Annotated in this window: 18 protein-coding genes; 6 read left to right on the top strand and 12 right to left on the bottom strand. The window is 66.6% G+C overall.

Annotated features, from left to right (window positions below; genetic code table 11):
* Positions 1-12: 12 nt before the first annotated feature.
* Positions 13-444 (bottom strand): prepilin peptidase, encoded by a 432-nt coding sequence (locus J3E61_RS23385; protein ID WP_192720721.1) that lies wholly within the window; start codon positions 442-444, stop codon positions 13-15.
* 59 nt (positions 445-503) lie between these two features.
* Here J3E61_RS23385 and J3E61_RS23380 point away from each other — a divergent pair, with 59 nt between their 5' ends.
* Positions 504-1,355 carry an EamA family transporter gene (locus tag J3E61_RS23380; protein WP_210085670.1) on the top strand — a complete coding sequence of 284 codons (852 nt, stop codon included), beginning with the start codon at positions 504-506 and terminating at the stop codon, positions 1,353-1,355.
* Here J3E61_RS23380 and J3E61_RS23375 read toward each other — a convergent pair.
* The 6 genes from J3E61_RS23375 to J3E61_RS23350 form a co-directional block, all read right to left on the bottom strand.
* Complete coding sequence (locus J3E61_RS23375) at positions 1,345-2,127, bottom strand: LLM class flavin-dependent oxidoreductase (RefSeq protein WP_210085158.1); 783 nt, start codon at positions 2,125-2,127, stop codon at positions 1,345-1,347. The two genes, J3E61_RS23380 and J3E61_RS23375, sit on opposite strands and share 11 nt — an antisense overlap.
* A gap of 10 nt (positions 2,128-2,137) precedes the next feature.
* On the bottom strand, positions 2,138-2,941 hold the full coding sequence (locus J3E61_RS23370) for a shikimate dehydrogenase (protein ID WP_210085157.1): 804 nt from the start codon (positions 2,939-2,941) through the stop codon (positions 2,138-2,140).
* Positions 2,919-4,169 carry an endolytic transglycosylase MltG gene (mltG, locus tag J3E61_RS23365; protein ID WP_210085156.1) on the bottom strand — a complete coding sequence of 417 codons (1,251 nt, stop codon included), beginning with the start codon at positions 4,167-4,169 and terminating at the stop codon, positions 2,919-2,921. Before mltG ends, J3E61_RS23370 begins: the two co-directional genes overlap by 23 nt.
* On the bottom strand, positions 4,162-4,704 hold the full coding sequence (ruvX, locus tag J3E61_RS23360) for a Holliday junction resolvase RuvX (RefSeq protein WP_192720725.1): 543 nt from the start codon (positions 4,702-4,704) through the stop codon (positions 4,162-4,164). The genes mltG and ruvX overlap by 8 nt, the downstream gene beginning before the upstream one ends.
* Before the next feature lie 4 nt (positions 4,705-4,708).
* Positions 4,709-7,396, bottom strand: a complete 2,688-nt coding sequence (gene alaS, locus J3E61_RS23355) for an alanine--tRNA ligase (RefSeq protein WP_210085155.1) — start codon at positions 7,394-7,396, stop codon at positions 4,709-4,711.
* Between the two features lie 124 nt (positions 7,397-7,520).
* Positions 7,521-7,910, bottom strand: a complete 390-nt coding sequence (locus J3E61_RS23350) for a secondary thiamine-phosphate synthase enzyme YjbQ (protein WP_192722358.1) — start codon at positions 7,908-7,910, stop codon at positions 7,521-7,523.
* Positions 7,911-8,084: 174 nt separating this feature from the next.
* Here J3E61_RS23350 and J3E61_RS23345 point away from each other — a divergent pair, with 174 nt between their 5' ends.
* Positions 8,085-8,708: a hypothetical protein gene (locus J3E61_RS23345; protein ID WP_210085154.1), complete on the top strand. Its 624-nt coding sequence runs from the start codon at positions 8,085-8,087 to the stop codon at positions 8,706-8,708.
* 83 nt (positions 8,709-8,791) lie between these two features.
* Positions 8,792-9,100: a GlsB/YeaQ/YmgE family stress response membrane protein gene (locus tag J3E61_RS23340; protein ID WP_192720728.1), complete on the top strand. Its 309-nt coding sequence runs from the start codon at positions 8,792-8,794 to the stop codon at positions 9,098-9,100.
* A 49-nt stretch (positions 9,101-9,149) separates the two neighbouring features.
* On the opposite strand, the gene J3E61_RS23335 is transcribed toward J3E61_RS23340, so the two are convergent.
* The 4 genes from J3E61_RS23335 to J3E61_RS23320 all read right to left on the bottom strand — a co-directional run bounded on the left by J3E61_RS23335 (position 9,150) and on the right by J3E61_RS23320 (position 11,796).
* Entirely contained in the window at positions 9,150-9,548 is a 399-nt protein-coding gene (locus J3E61_RS23335; RefSeq protein ID WP_210085153.1) for a VOC family protein, read from the bottom strand.
* A complete protein-coding gene (locus J3E61_RS23330; RefSeq protein ID WP_192720730.1) occupies positions 9,548-10,021 on the bottom strand; it encodes an SRPBCC domain-containing protein in 474 nt (157 codons plus the stop codon). The genes J3E61_RS23335 and J3E61_RS23330 overlap by 1 nt, the downstream gene beginning before the upstream one ends.
* Positions 10,018-10,335, bottom strand: a complete 318-nt coding sequence (locus J3E61_RS23325; protein ID WP_192722359.1) for a metalloregulator ArsR/SmtB family transcription factor — start codon at positions 10,333-10,335, stop codon at positions 10,018-10,020. Before J3E61_RS23325 ends, J3E61_RS23330 begins: the two co-directional genes overlap by 4 nt.
* A 132-nt stretch (positions 10,336-10,467) precedes the next feature.
* Complete coding sequence (locus J3E61_RS23320; RefSeq protein WP_192720731.1) at positions 10,468-11,796, bottom strand: AAA family ATPase; 1,329 nt, start codon at positions 11,794-11,796, stop codon at positions 10,468-10,470.
* A 40-nt stretch (positions 11,797-11,836) separates the two neighbouring features.
* Here J3E61_RS23320 and J3E61_RS23315 point away from each other — a divergent pair, with 40 nt between their 5' ends.
* Complete coding sequence (locus tag J3E61_RS23315) at positions 11,837-12,232, top strand: cupin domain-containing protein (RefSeq protein WP_210085152.1); 396 nt, start codon at positions 11,837-11,839, stop codon at positions 12,230-12,232.
* Here J3E61_RS23315 and J3E61_RS23310 read toward each other — a convergent pair.
* Positions 12,229-13,059, bottom strand: coding sequence for a DUF3097 domain-containing protein (locus tag J3E61_RS23310; protein ID WP_210085151.1), 831 nt, complete (start codon positions 13,057-13,059; stop codon positions 12,229-12,231). The genes J3E61_RS23315 and J3E61_RS23310 overlap by 4 nt on opposite strands.
* 23 nt (positions 13,060-13,082) lie before the next feature.
* Between J3E61_RS23310 and J3E61_RS23305 the strand changes: the two genes are divergently transcribed.
* Both J3E61_RS23305 and J3E61_RS23300 read left to right on the top strand, forming a co-directional pair.
* On the top strand, positions 13,083-13,661 hold the full coding sequence (locus J3E61_RS23305) for a hypothetical protein (protein WP_210085150.1): 579 nt from the start codon (positions 13,083-13,085) through the stop codon (positions 13,659-13,661).
* A complete protein-coding gene (locus J3E61_RS23300) occupies positions 13,646-14,398 on the top strand; it encodes a sugar phosphate isomerase/epimerase (RefSeq protein ID WP_192720735.1) in 753 nt (250 codons plus the stop codon). The genes J3E61_RS23305 and J3E61_RS23300 overlap by 16 nt, the downstream gene beginning before the upstream one ends.
* Positions 14,399-14,552 lie beyond the last annotated feature (154 nt).

Raw genomic sequence — 14,552 nt, 5'->3', positions numbered from 1 at the left:
GTCCTCATCGGCTTAAAGCAACGCCAACGCCATGGCCATCGCCGCTGCCACGCACATCGAAGGGCCATGCGGCACAGTGTGTTCCGAACGACGGATCAGCATCACGACGGCCACGCCGGCAGTAAGCAGCGGCGCGCCAATCGCGGCAAGCAGCCAGACGTCGCTGCCGAAGGTGGCCGTCAGCGCGCCGATGCCGATGGCGAGTTTCACGTCACCGGCGCCCATCGCCGTCGGTGACATCAGGTGCACGACGGCATAACCGACGAACAACGCGACCGCACCGACGACCGCCGGGCCACCGCGTCCATGGACCGCCGCCGTCGCGAGGATCGCCGCGGCGCCCGGCATCGTCAACCAGTTCGGTAGCCGCCGCACCCTGACGTCGTACACGGACAGCGCGCCCAGCCAAACCAGCACGCAGGCACCGGTCATCCCCGCCCCCATCCATCGAGGCTAACGTCGGTTGCGTGCATCGACGGTCACCAGTTGGTCCAGCGTTATTGGTGGTGGTGGCCGCGATCAGCCAGGAGGTCGGCGCAGCGTTCGCTGTCGGCTTGTTCGCAGCACTGGGCCCGATCGGGGCGGTGTTCGCCCGCCTCGTCGTCGCCGGCGTGGTCCTCTGCGTGGCGGTCCGCCCCCGACTGCGTGGGATTTCGGGCCGGGCATGGGTGTCGGCCGCCGCGCTCGCCGCCGCGTTGGTGGTCATGAATGCGTGCTTCTACATCTCACTGACCCGGGTCCCCCTTGGTGTGGCAGTCACCGTTGAAGCCCTTGGCCCGCTTGCGCTTTCCGTGATCGTGAGCCGTCGCGCATCGGCGTGGGTGTGGGCCATGCTCGCCCTGCTCGGAGTCGCGCTACTGAGCCTGACGGGGGTCCGGGTCGGTCATCTCGACCCGGTAGGACTCGGCTTCGCCGCGGGCGCCGGGGTGAGCTGGGCGGCCTACATCCTGGCCACCGCGCGGGCCGGCGCCGACTTTCCCAGGCTCGACGGCTTGGCGGTCGCGACGGTGATCGGTGCGGTCGTCACGGCGCCGTTTGCCATGGTCGCGGTCGACCCGGACGCCGCCCTGCGATGGCACGTGCTGGGGTTGGGGATAGCTGTCGGGGTGATGTCGTCGGTGATCCCCTACTCGCTGGAGTTGGTGTCGCTGCGCAGGCTGCCGCCTGAGACGTTCGCGATCCTGACATGTCTGTCGCCGGTGGTGGCCGCGGTCGCGGGCTGGTTGATCCTCGGCCAGCACCTGGCGGTGCCCGGGTATGTGGCGATCGTATTGGTGACGGTGGCCAGCATCGGCGCGGTCCGCTCGGCCCGAGACCGACTGGGACACAACGACACCCGGCTGATCACCGCATAGCCGCTGCGACCTCGCCTGCGGCCGCAATCAATTCAGGCATATCGATCTGCGGCCCGGCCGGCTGTAAAACGAGGGTGTCAACGCCCGCAGCCAGAAATGGCCCCACCGACTCCGCCACCTGAGCCGCCCCACATGCCAGGAACAACACCGTGCTGAATGCCGTGTCACAACGGCCGGCGCGACCAGACGTCACGTGACCAAGCGCATCCCGCAACGTGGTCGCGGTGTATCGCGAGTCGAGAATCACTCCGTCAGCGATCTCACCTGCCAACGTCAGTGTCTTCGGTCCCGTTCCGCCGATCAGCACCGGAACCGGTTGTTGCGGAGGCCAATCCAACCGCACATCAGCAAGTCGCACGTATCGGCCCTCGACGGTGACCGATCGTGCCGACAGCAGATCGCTCAATGCTGTGACGTACTCGCGCATCAGCGTTAGTGGCGACGCCACGGCGGCGCCGGCCTGCCGCATCCAGTCCTGGACTCCGTGCCCAATGCCGACCCGTATCCGTCCCGAGAACATCGCCTCGAGGGTGGCGATCTCCATCGCAGTGGTCACGACGTTGCGCAGCGGCGCAGGCAGCACGCCGAGGCCGACCGTGAGCGTTTTTGACGACGCCAGCGCGACCGCCGCCGCAGCAATGCCGCCTTGTAGGAAACAGTCCTCCCACAGCCACAGTTCGGCGACGCCTGCGCGATCGGCGGCCGCTGCCGTTTCTCGTAGCGTGTCGGGATGAAAGTCAGGGCGAAACACGACGCCGATGCGAGCATTCACCCGTTCGACCCTACTGTTCGGCCAGCGCCGCCCTCATCGCCTCGACAGGCGCAGGCATGCCGGTGAATTGCTCGACTTGAGCGAAGGCCTGATGCAGCAGCATCTGCAGTCCGCTGATGACGCGTCCTCCTGCCGCCTCGACGGCCGCCGCCAACGGGGTAGGCCAAGGGTTGTAGATAGCGTCGAGCAACAACGGTGTCGCCACAACGGTGGCGGCGTATCCGGCGGCGACGTCCGCGGGGATGGTGCTGACTACGACGTCGACGTCCGCCAATGTCGTCCCGAGTTCGATCCAACGGATGTCGACCCCGACTCTGGGGCCAAGGGCGAGCAGCGGCCCCGCCTTGTCTCGGCTGCGGGCGACGACCGAAATATCGTGTGCGCCAAGCTCTGCGAGCGCGACGACGACGGCAGGCGCGGTGCCGCCCGAGCCCAATACTGCGGCTCGGCCAGCGACTGGCCCCAACGCTCCCTTCACGCCGTCGATGTCGGTGTTGTCGGCCCGCCAGCCGACCCCGGTTCGCACCAATGTGTTGGCCGAGCCGACGAGTTCGGCGCGTTCGGTGCGCTCGTCTGCGAACCGCAGCGCCGCGAACTTGCCGGGCATCGTCACCGAGACACCCACCCACTCCGGGCCGAAACTTCCTACCAGGCCGGGCAGTTGATCGGCGGTGCACTCGATGCGGTCATACGTCCAGCCGTCCAGCCCCAGCGCGCGATAGGCGGCTAGATGCAACTGCGGTGAGCGCGAATGCCCGATCGGCGACCCGAGCACCGCGGCTTTGCGCGCACTATCTGGCGGAGTCGAGGACACCGTTGCGCTTGGCCAGTTCGATGTTCGCCAGATGCTGCTCGTAGTCGCGGGTGAACAGTGTCGTGCCCTGCATGTCGATCGTGACGAAGTACAGCCAGTCCCCCGGCGCAGGCTGTTCGGCCGCCGCAAGCGCGGGTTGCCCTGGCGAGCAGATCGGTGTTGCCGGAAGGCCAGGCCGCACATAGGTATTCCACGACGTGTGCTGCGCACGGTCGGCGTCAGTGGTGGCGACCTCGATCCGGTCCAGCGGATAGTTCACCGTCGAGTCGAACTCCAGCGTCCGGTTCTCGTGCAGCCGGTTGTAAATGACCCGTGCAACCTTGGCGAAGTCATCGGGTTTGGATTCGCGCTGCACCAACGAACCGACGGTGAGGATCTGATACGGCGACATGTTCATCGCCTTCGCCGTGTCCAGCAGCCCGCCCTGGGCGTATTGCGTGGCGCTGGCGCCGATCAACGTCGACAGGATGTCCTGCGCGGACGCCGAAGGATCGATGTTCCACGTGCCAGGAGCGATCAGCCCTTCTAGCCGGCGGTGGTCGTTGCCAAGCGCGGCGACCGGGTTGGCAGCCCAGTCTGGGACCGAAAGCGCCGACGGCTCAGCGCTTCCCGCGGCCTTCTTCAGGTCGTCCACCGCAACGCAGTGCCGGTCACCGTTGAGGTTCACACATGTCGCCCGCGAGATCAGGCTGAAGATGCCCTCGGTGACGGCGTTGGTCTTGACGTCTTGCACATCGTCGAGCTGGCGGCCTTCGGGGATCACCAGCTTGCCGACGCGGTTCTGCGGATCGGCAAGTCGTGCAACAGCGTTGGACGCTGGGATCTCTGTGCGCACCTTGTAGAAACCGGGCTGTATGGCCGAGATCGCAGTGTTGCCCTCGGCTGCTGCGACGAACGTCTTGACGTTGGCCACGACCTTGCGGTCCGCGAGCGTTTGGCCGATCGCGGTCGTCGAGTCGCCGTCATGGATCTGGATGACGACGTCGTCGACACCGTCGCCGGTGTAGTCGTTGTCCCCGCCGAACAGCGAGTGCCACATCTTCGAACCCAGGAAGACCGCCCCGACCAGGACCACGATCAAGAGAGCCAACGCGAAGCCGCTGGTGAACCGCCGTTTGCGGCGGCCGCGCGCTTCCCTGATCCGGTCCGACCGACTCACTCGGCGCCGCGGCGGTCCGACCGACACAGGCTCTGCGCGTTCGCGGCCGCCCCATGGGTTGTCAGTCATCCCCGACCTCTCCGTGCGCGGCACCGGTGATCTCTGCTCCTCGCGTGCGCAGCGCAGCGCGCCGCTGGTCCAGCCAATTCTGCAAAATACCTACCGCCGCAGCCTGATCGATCATCGCGCGCTGGCCCCTGGCGCGGACGCCCGCGTCGCGCAGTGAGCGCTGCGCGACCACTGTCGTGAGCCGTTCGTCGGACAACCGTACCGGCGTTGGCGAGATGCGCCGAGCCAACTGGTCGGCCAATTCGATCGCGTCTTTGGCAGACGGCCCGGAGCGGTCGGCAAGGGTCCGCGGCAACCCGACCACCACCTCCACTGCCTCCAGCTCCTCGGCCAGCTGCGCGAGCCGACGCAGATGTTTGCCGGCTTTGTTGCGCCGGTCCCGCTCCACCGTCTCCACGGGTGTGGCCAGAATCCCGTCCGGATCGCTGGCCGCGACCCCGATACGCACCGTACCCACGTCGACACCGAGCCGTCGGCCACGGCCTGGATCGTCGCCCCCTGGCCGATCCGGGAGACGATCATCAGTGTCGACCACGGGCTTACCCCCGGCCTATTTCCGCGCGCAGCGCGGCCAATGCCGCGTCAATGCCCGCTGCCCCCTTACCGGAACCCTGTGCCAGATCGGCCTTCCCGCCCCCACGACCGTTGACCGCCGCACCAAACTGCTTGACCAATTCGTTGGCCTTCAGGCCAAGATCCTGCGCTGCGGGGTTGACCGCCACCACGAAGGGCACACTGTCGTTCTCACCTTCGGCGATCAACGCGACGACGGCCGGATCGCTGCCGAGCTTGCCCTTGACGTCGCCGACGAGCGTGCGCAGATCCGCCGCCGACATTCCGCCGGCCATCCGCTGCGCCACGACACGCACCTTACCGATTTGCTCAGCTCCTGCGGCAGCATTCGCTGCGGCGGCGCGCGCACTCGCCAGCCGCATCTTGTCGAGTTCCTTGTCGGCTGCCCGCAGGCGCTCGACCAGGTTGGCGACCCGCGCAGGAACCTCCTCCGAGGGAACCTTCAGCGTCGATGCCAGGCCCGCCATCAGCGCGCGCTCCTTGGCGAGATGGCGGAAGGAGTCCAGACCGACATAGGCCTCGACCCGACGCACACCCGATCCGACCGACGACTCCCCGAGAATCGTCACCGGACCGATCTGCGCCGAATTATTCACGTGCGTACCACCGCAGAGCTCCAGCGAGAACGGTCCGCCGATCTCGACGACGCGAACCTCCTCGGGATAGTTCTCACCGAACAACGCCATGGCGCCCATTGCCTTGGCCTTGTCCAACTCAGTGGTGAAGCTGTGCACCTCGTAGTCGGCCTCAACGGCTTCGTTCGTCACTTCTTCGATCTGAGTGCGCTGATCCTCGGTCAACGCGCCCTGCCAGTTGAAGTCGAACCGCAGATAGCCGGGCCGGTTCAGCGAACCTGCCTGAACAGCATTGGGACCCAGCACTTGTCGCAGCGCCGCATGCACCATGTGGGTACCCGAGTGGCCCTGCGTCGCACCATGCCGCCAACGCGGGTCGACGGCGGCTACGACGGTGTCGCCCTCGACGAATTCACCGGATTCGACGTTGACGCGGTGCGCCCACAGGGTTTTCGCGATCTTCTGTACATCGGTGACGGCGGCCCTGGCCGAGCTCGACGCGCCCGAGCCGGTGACGCTGCCCTCGTCGGCGATCTGACCGCCGGACTCCGCGTAGAAGGGCGTGCGGTCGAGGATCAACTCGACGCGGTCCGGGTTGCCCTCGTGGCTGACGACGGGAACCCGCTTGCCATCGACGAAGATGCCGAGAATCTTTGCCTCGGAGGTCAATTCGTCGAAGCCGGTGAACTCGGTCGGACCCGCGTCGACCAGATCACGGTACTCGGACAGGTCGGCGTGCGCCTGCTTGCGGGCCGCCGCGTCGGCCTTGGCGCGCTGTCGCTGCTCGGCCATCAAAGTGCGGAAGCCCTCTTCGTCGACACTGAGACCCGACTCGGCGGCCATCTCGAGCGTGAGCTCCAACGGGAATCCGTAGGTGTCGTGCAGCGTGAAGGCGTCGGTGCCTGACAGCACGGTGGCGCCCGAAGCCTTGGTTGCGCCGGCGGCGTCCTCGAACAACCGCGATCCAGAGGCCAGCGTGCGGTTGAACGCGGTCTCCTCGGCCACCGCGATGCGGTGAATCCGGTCGAAGTCGGTGACGAGTTCGGGGTACGACGGACCCATCGCGTCGCGCACCGTGGCCATCAGGTCGCCGACGATCGGGTCGTCGATGCCGAGCAGTTTCGCCGAGCGGATCACGCGGCGCAGCAGGCGGCGCAGCACGTAGCCGCGGCCGTCGTTGCCGGGACTCACCCCGTCGCCGATCAGGATCGCCGCGGTGCGACTGTGGTCGGCGATGATCCGGTAGCGGACGTCGTCGTCGTGGTTGCCGACGTCGTAGGCGCGAGGCGCCCGCGCTGCGACAGTGTCGATGACCGGGCGCAGCAGGTCGGTCTCGTAGACGTTGTGCACGCCCTGCAGCAGGAATGCCACTCGCTCGACGCCCATGCCGGTGTCGATGTTCTTGCGCGGCAGCGGGCCGAGGATCTCGAAGTCCTCCTTGCTGGTGCCCTCGCCGCGCTCGTTCTGCATGAACACGAGGTTCCAGATCTCGATGTAGCGGTCCTCGTTGGCGACGGGCCCGCCCTCGATCCCGAACTCGGGGCCGCGGTCGTAGTAGATCTCCGACGACGGGCCACAGGGACCGGGGATGCCCATCGACCAATAGTTGTCGGCCATGCCGCGGCGCTGGATGCGCTCGGCAGGCAGTCCCGCCACCTCCTGCCAGAGGCCGACAGCCTCGTCGTCATCCAAATAGACTGTGGCCCAGAGCCTTTCGGGATCCAATCCGTAGCCGCCCTGGTCGATGGGGTTGGTCAGCAGTGTCCAGGCCAACTCGATGGCGCGGCGCTTGAAATAGTCGCCGAACGAGAAGTTGCCCGCCATCTGGAAGAAGGTGTTGTGCCGGGTGGTGATGCCGACCTCGTCGATGTCCGGCGTCCTGATGCACTTCTGGATGCTGGTCGCCGTGTCGTACGGCGGCGTGCGCTGGCCGAGGAAGTACGGCACGAACTGGACCATGCCCGCGTTGACGAACAGCAGGTTCGGGTCGTCGAGGATCACCGAGGCGCTCGGCACCTCGGTGTGGCCTGCCTTCACGAAGTGATCGAGGAAGCGCTTCCTGATCTCGTGTGTCTGCACGTTCCTACTGCCTCATCTTTTCCAAGTTCTCGTCGCAACCTGCGACTATTCGACCGCACTACAGTACCGGTCGCGATTGTCGCGCTGACAACTCAACGAACCGGCGCGGCGCGGAGTGCCGGATCTACCCGCCGACGAAGGTCAGCCGCACCTGGCGTTCGCGATTGTCCCTGTTCAGATCGACCAGCACGACACTTTGCCACGTGCCGAGCAGCGGTTCGCCGTCCTCGACCGGCACGGTGATCGACGGTGCGACGATGGCGGGCAGCACATGGTCGGCGCCGTGGCCGGGCGACCCGTGCGCGTGGCGGTAGCGGTCGTCCCTCGGCAGCAGGCGCTCGAGCGTGTCCACCAGGTCGTCGTCGGAACCCGCGCCGGTTTCGATGATCGCCACGCCAGCGGTGGCGTGCGGCACGAAGACATTGCACAACCCGTCGCCGTGCCCGCCGCAGAACGAGCGCACCGCGTCGGTCAGGTCGACGATCCGCTGGCGCGATGTGTCGATATCGAGCACGTGGGACTTGTCTGGGGCCACGTTCCCCAGGGTACGGATCATCAAGTTGCGAACCGAAATACGCCCGTTTGCAAAGCGAAACATCCATTGAATCCCCTGCTTGGCGGGCGCAAGCTGAGGTTTGGTCCGGTGGCGTCGCCGGGGCGCCGCCCTAACACCAACCGGGGGTGGATCGTGCACGCACGCACAACCACAATTCAGGCGCAAACCGCATCGATCGACGACGGCGTTGCCTATATGCGCGATCAGGTGATGCCCGAACTCGAGAACATCGACGGGTATGTCGGCATCTCGCTATTGGTCAACCGCGAGTCCGGCCGCTGCATCATCACCGCTGCGTACGAGTCGGACGACGCGATGCGCGATTCGGCCGATAAGGCGAAGCAGCTCCGCAGCCAAGCGGTCGAGAGGTTCGGCGGTGAGGTCGAAAAGATCGAAGAGTGGGAAATCGGGGTACTGCACCGCGACCACCAGTCGACCGACGGTGCCTGCGCACGCGTCACGTGGATCAAGGTGCCGCCGGATCAGGCGAACAAGGCACTGGACTTCTACAAGAGCGACGTCCTGCCGTCGCTGGAGGACCTCGAGGGGTTCTGCAGCGCCAGCATGCTGGTCAGCCACACCAGCGGGCGAGCAGTGTCGACGGCGACGTTCGACAGCCGCGACGCGATGGAGCGCAACCGTGAGCAGGCACGGGAGCTGCGGGACACCCGGTCCAGGGAGATGGGCGCTGACGTGATCGACGTGGGCGAGTTCGAACTCGCCATCGCCCACCTGCGGGTGCCTGAGATGGCTTGACTCTCGCGTGCCGTTTGACGCACGCGTTTATTGACGCCGACGCAGGGGTATGTCACCTCCAGCCCACACAGCTTGGAGGAACAATGACTATCACCGGTGTAATCACCGCAATTTTGATCGGCATCGTCGTCGGCGCCCTGGGGCGGCTCATGGTCCCCGGGAGGCAGCCGATCGGATGGCTCGTGACGATCGTCGTCGGCATCGTGTCCGCCTTCATCGGCACGGCAATCGCCCGCGCGCTCGGCATTCCGACCGCAACCGCAGGCATCGACTGGCTCGAGCTTTTGTGCCAGGTGGTCGTCGCAGCCATCGGCGTCGCGCTCGTGTCGGCATTGATGGGCCGTCGGCGTACCGGCCTGATGGGTGGCAGGCGTTCCGGTCTAATGCGCTAGCCCCCATCCCCCGACGATCCCGGCCTGGCCCCCGACCGGCCGGGATCGTTCATGTCCGCGGCAGCAGTGGCTTGTCCGCCCGCTCCTTGATCTGCTGCACCACCCAGGCGTTACCGTCGGGGTCGTTGAACCCGAAAAGCGTTCCGCCGTCGCGTTCGTCGATCACTTCGATGTCACCGGCGGCAACTCCACGTTCGACGAGTTCGCCACGTGCGCTGTACGCATCGGCCACTACGAGTTGCAGGCCCCGAAGTGATCCCGGCGTCATCGGCGGTGGCTCGCTGAGCACGATCGAACACCCGGACCCCGGCGGCGTCAGCTGGGCGAAGCGCTGGTCACCGGCCCGCGTGTCGTGGTCGAGTCGGAAGCCCAGCTTGTCGCGGTAGAACTCGATGGCCCGGTCGACATCGGCGACCGGAACCACCACGACCTCGAGTGTCGAGTCCATCAGAGCGTCTTGAGCAATTCGTCGAGCTTTTCGTAGCCCTCTGTCATGCCGCCCTCCATGCCCGACGACAGCAGCCCGTCGCGCGCCTCGACGGTCGGGCAGATCGACCGTCCGCGCAGCCGGCTGCGACCGCCGCCGAGGTCTTCGAACCACATGTATTCGATGTTCACCATGTCCGGGGCGCCCTCGAATTCAAAAGTCTGGATGATGAATTCGTTGTCCCGGACCTTGTGGAACACCCCGTTGAAAGCGAACTCGCCGCGATCGGCCTTGTGCACGTAGCGGTAGCCGCCACCGGTCTTGAACTCCCAGTGCTCGATCGTCATCTCGAGATCGCGCGGACCGAGCCACTGCCTGACCAATTCGGGCTCGGCATGGGCGCGGAACAGCGCCTCGACCGGAGCGTCGAACTCGCGGGTGAATTCCATGGCCAGCGTGTCGACCGGGGCGTTGAGGTTGAGCGCGTTCGTCATTTGTCGGTTCCTTTCTGGTGTGGGTCGGTCATCGCCGCCAGCAGGGCATCCAGCTGGCGGTAGCTGCGTTCGGCGTCGAGCCGGTAGCGGTCGATCCATGCGGTCAGCCGCTCGAGTGCGGCCGCATCGAGATGCACGGGTCTGCGCTGCGCGTCGCGGGTCCTGGTGACCAGCCCCGCTTGCTCGAGCACCTGAATGTGTTTGGACACTGCCTGTTTCGTGATGTCGAACGGCTCGGCCAGCTCGTTGACCGTGGCCGGTCCGCGGGACAGCCGTGCAACGATCGCGCGCCGAACCGGGTCGGCCAACGCCATGAAGGCACGGTCCAGCGAGCCGTCTGCGTCGCCATCACTCCCCAATTATCAACCTTATGCTTGATCAATGATTTAGTTGAATATCAACGTAGAAGGGTTTACCGGGGCTGTCAAGAGTCAGATTCGAAGCGCTCAGCGCTTCTTGCGGATGATGGCCCGCAACTTGTCCAGCCGGGTCGCAATCTCCCGTTCTGCGCCATGGTTGGTCGGCCGGTAGTAGTCGACGCCGACCAACTCGTCAGGCGGATACTGTTGCGGCACAACACCATCCGGGTCGTCATGGCTGTACTTGTAGCCGATGGCGTTGCCCAGTTTGGCCGCGCCTGAGTAATGTCCGTCGCGCAGATGAGCGGGAACCAGCCCGGCCTTACCCTCGCGAATGTCGCTCATCGCGGCGCCCAGCGCAGTCGTGACCGCGTTCGACTTCGGCGCGGTAGCCAGGTGCACGGTGGCGTGGGCAAGCGTGAGCTGCGCCTCCGGCATGCCGATCAGCTGTACTGTCTGCGCCGCAGCGACCGCCGTCTGCAGCGCAGTCGGATCGGCCATGCCGATGTCCTCACTGGCCAGGATCATCAGCCGGCGGGCCACGAACCGGGGGTCCTCCCCCGCCACCAGCATCCGCGCGAGGTAATGCAGGGCGGCGTCGACGTCGGAGCCACGCACCGACTTGATGAACGCACTGACCACGTCGTAGTGCTGGTCGCCGTCGCGGTCGTAGCGCACGGCGGCCTTGTCCAGCGACTGCTCGATGGTCGCAACCGTCACCTGCTCGCCCGATTCGGCCGCCACCTCCAGCGCGGTCAGCGCGCGCCGGGCATCACCGCTGGAGAGTTGCACCAGCAGGTCGACGGCGTCCTCGGTCACATCCACCTGGCCACCCAGGCCGCGAGGGTCGTCGATGGCGCGGCGCACCACCGCCCGCACGGCGTCGGCGTCGAGCGGTTGCAATTGCAGGATCAGCGACCGCGACAGCAGTGGTGCGACCACGGAGAACGACGGGTTCTCGGTAGTGGCCGCGACCAGCAGCACGATCCGGTTCTCGACGGCCGAGAGCAACGCGTCCTGCTGGGTCTTGGAGAACCGGTGCACCTCGTCGATGAACAACACCGTCTGTTCACCGTGTACGGCGGCGCGCCGGGCGATATCGATGACCGCGCGGACCTCCTTGACGCCCGCCGACAGCGCCGACAGCGCCTCGAAGCGACGCCCGGTGGCCTGCGAAATCAGCGACGCCAGCGTGGTCTTTCCGGTGCCCGGCGGCCCGTAGAGGATGACCGACGCCGCGCCGGAGCCCTCGACGAGGCGGCGCAACGGGGAGTTCGGCTTGAGCAGGTGATCCTGGCCGACCACCTCATCGAGCGTGGCCGGCCGCATCTTGACCGCCAGCGGGGCCGATGCGCCGACAGGTCCGCCCGCGGGTGCGCTCGGCTCACCGGGGACGTCGAACAGACCGTCGGACACCGTTCAGGAATACCACGGGAAGCGGACATACTCTCGAATCGTGATAGCCAAACCCGTCAATCTCACCGAGGCGCTTGGTTCGTTCGCCGACATCTACAGCCCGCGAATCGTCGCCCAGGTCAATGATTACGACGTCCGAATCGCCCACACGGAGGGCGAGCACGTCTGGCACGTCCACGAAGACACCGACGAATTCTTCCTCGTACTCGACGGCGAGTTCCACGTCGCGGTGCGGGACGCCGACGGTATCGAAGCCACCGTCGTGCTGCGCAAGGGCGACACGTATGTCGTGCCGAAGGGCACCGAGCACAAGCCGTCGTCGCCGGGCGGCTCCATCCTCATGTTCGAGCCTCGCGGCACCTCGACGACCGGCGATCGGCACGAGGGCGAGATACCCGACCATGTCGACAGCACGACAGGCCACACGCTGGCTTAAGCGCCGGCGGTCACGAAGTCGATCAGCTCCTCGACCCGACCGATGAGCGCCGGCTCCAGATCGTTCCAGTCGCGCACCCTGCCCCGAATCCGACGCCACGCGTTGGCGGTGTCGGCCTGCTGCGTGTGGGGCCAGCCCAGCGCCTTGCAGACACCCTTCTTCCAGTCGGTGCCGCGCGGCACCACCGGCCACGACGAGATGCCCAGGCGCGCCGGCTTCACCGCCTGCCAGATGTCGATGAACGGATGACCGACGACCAGGGTGTGCTCCCCACCGGGTCCGCGGCGTACCGCTTCAGCGATCCGGGCCTCTTTCGAGCCTGCCACCAGGTGGTCGACGAGCACGCCGAGGCGGCGGCCGGAGGCTGGCTGAAACTCCTCGACAATGCCGACGAGATCGTCGACACCACCGAGGTATTCGACGACAACGCCCTCGACGCGCAAGTCGTCGCCCCACACCTGCTCGACCAGTTCGGCGTCGTGCCTGCCCTCGACGTAGATCCGGCTGGCCAGCGCGACCTTGGCCTTGGCCTGCACCGCCACCGAGCCCGACGCGGTGCGTGCAGGAGCCGTCGGCGCCGAACGCTTTGGCGCGGTGAGGATCACCGGTTTCCCGTCGACCAGATAGCCCGGTCCGATCGGGAACGGCTTGCGTCGCCCATGCCGATCCTCGAGTTCCATCCGGCCGCATTCGACACGCACCACCGCGCCGACGTAGCCGGTCTGAGCGTCCTCGACGACCATGCCCATCTCCACCGCTTGTTCGGTAGAGCGGGGCCTTCGGTTCGGGTTGTTTGCGAGTACATCGGAGCCATAGCGATCAGCCACCGGGCGATCGTAGGGTCAGACGCGTGCTGCTCAACCGCGACACGGCCGAAGGCATTGCTAACGGAGACATCACACTCGTCCTGCGGCGGTGGGACGCCCCGCGCGCCAAGGCCGGTGGCACCCAGCGCACCGTGGCAGGCACCATCCGCATCGACGAGGTTGCCGAGCATCCGGCGAAATACCGGGTGACCGCCGCACAGGCGCGCGCCGCAGGGTACCCGGACGCGAAGTCCGCGCAGAAGGACCTCGACCGCCGCCCGGCCAAACACACCTACCTGATCGCGGTGTCTTATCTGGCTCCAGACGAGCGACCCGATCTGGCCGCAGACGACCGGCTCTCAGAGGGCGACGTCCACGCGATCGCCGACCGCCTGGCCCGCTGGGATGCCGCGGCCGAATCTCCTTGGACGCGACAGTATCTGGAGATGATTGGCGCGAACGAGGGGGTGCGGGCGCCGGATCTGGCAGCGCGCGTCGGACTGGATGTGCCTCGCTTCAAACGCCGCGTACGTCAGCTCAAGGGACTGGGCCTGACCATCAGCCTCGACGTGGGTTATCGGCTTTCGCCGCGCGGAAAGGCGTTCCTATGCGGCTGGCGCTGACCCCCGACGGCAAGTGGGACGTCGCGACGGCCGACCTCGTGTCGGCGGCGAGCGCGGCGGGGTTCGGCGCAGTGGGGATCAACGTCGAGAAGGTCGACGCCTGGGCCGTCGAGGCGTACGCCGCCGCCGGCGTGCGTTGCCACGAGCTGCTCGCCTTCATCGTCGGCGACGACGAGTCCGCCATGATGGCAAGCGCCGAGCAGCTGGCCGACCGTGCGCAGGCGATCGGCGCGGAGTGGGTGCTCACGGTATTCACCCACAGGGTGCCTCCCAAGCGAATTCAGCGCTGCGCCAAGCTGTTCGACGATGCCGGGGCAGGTCTCGCAGTGGAATACACACCGCTCGGTGCGATTCCGACGATCAGCGACGGCATGGAGTACGTACGGGCTGCGAGCCAGACCGCGCGGGCTGGCCTGATGATCGACTCCTGGCACTTCTGCTTCAGCTCCAACACGTGGGAGGACCTGGCCACGGTGCCGCTGGACGACATCGCCTATCTGCAGTTCACGGACGCGCTGGAACCCGAGTTTCGCGAGCGGATGATCCGCGAGAGCCTGCACCGTCGCGCCGTGCCCGGCGAAGGCATACTTGAGTTGACTCGTTTCGCCGCAACATTTCTCGACCAGGGCTTCGACGGCACCGTCAGCGTCGAGGTGCTCAGCGCGGCGCTGCGGCAGCTACCCGTCGCCGAGCTAGTCGCGCGGCTGTACGCCACCACCGCGGGGTACTGGACCTGAACGCCCAACCTCGACTACCGCGAGCGTGCGTGTCTGCACGCAGACACGCCGCCAATTGTGAGCATTTCGCGCACGCTCGCGGGCGTCGATAGTGCGCGAGGTGCACGCGTTTTGCCGCGTGTCGACGTGCAGACACGCACGCTCGCGGTAGTTA

The sequence above is a fragment of the Mycobacterium sp. OAE908 genome, from assembly GCF_017872775.1.
Classification (GTDB): domain Bacteria; phylum Actinomycetota; class Actinomycetes; order Mycobacteriales; family Mycobacteriaceae; genus Mycobacterium.
Note: the sequence above shows the minus strand (reverse complement) of the source record. Positions and strands in the feature narration are given on the sequence as shown.

Excerpts from the sequence above, each read along its gene's own strand:
- J3E61_RS23385 (WP_192720721.1), bottom strand. The coding sequence starts at position 444 with ATGGGGGCGGGGATGACCGGTGCCTGCGTGCTGGTTTGGCTGGGCGCG.
- mltG (WP_210085156.1), bottom strand. The coding sequence starts at position 4,169 with ATGACTGACAACCCATGGGGCGGCCGCGAACGCGCAGAGCCTGTGTCG.
- J3E61_RS23340 (WP_192720728.1), top strand. The coding sequence starts at position 8,792 with ATGACTATCACCGGTGTAATCACCGCAATTTTGATCGGCATCGTCGTC.
- J3E61_RS23335 (WP_210085153.1), bottom strand. The coding sequence starts at position 9,548 with ATGGACTCGACACTCGAGGTCGTGGTGGTTCCGGTCGCCGATGTCGAC.
- J3E61_RS23330 (WP_192720730.1), bottom strand. The coding sequence starts at position 10,021 with ATGACGAACGCGCTCAACCTCAACGCCCCGGTCGACACGCTGGCCATG.
- J3E61_RS23325 (WP_192722359.1), bottom strand. The coding sequence starts at position 10,335 with ATGGCGTTGGCCGACCCGGTTCGGCGCGCGATCGTTGCACGGCTGTCC.
- J3E61_RS23300 (WP_192720735.1), top strand. The coding sequence starts at position 13,646 with ATGCGGCTGGCGCTGACCCCCGACGGCAAGTGGGACGTCGCGACGGCC.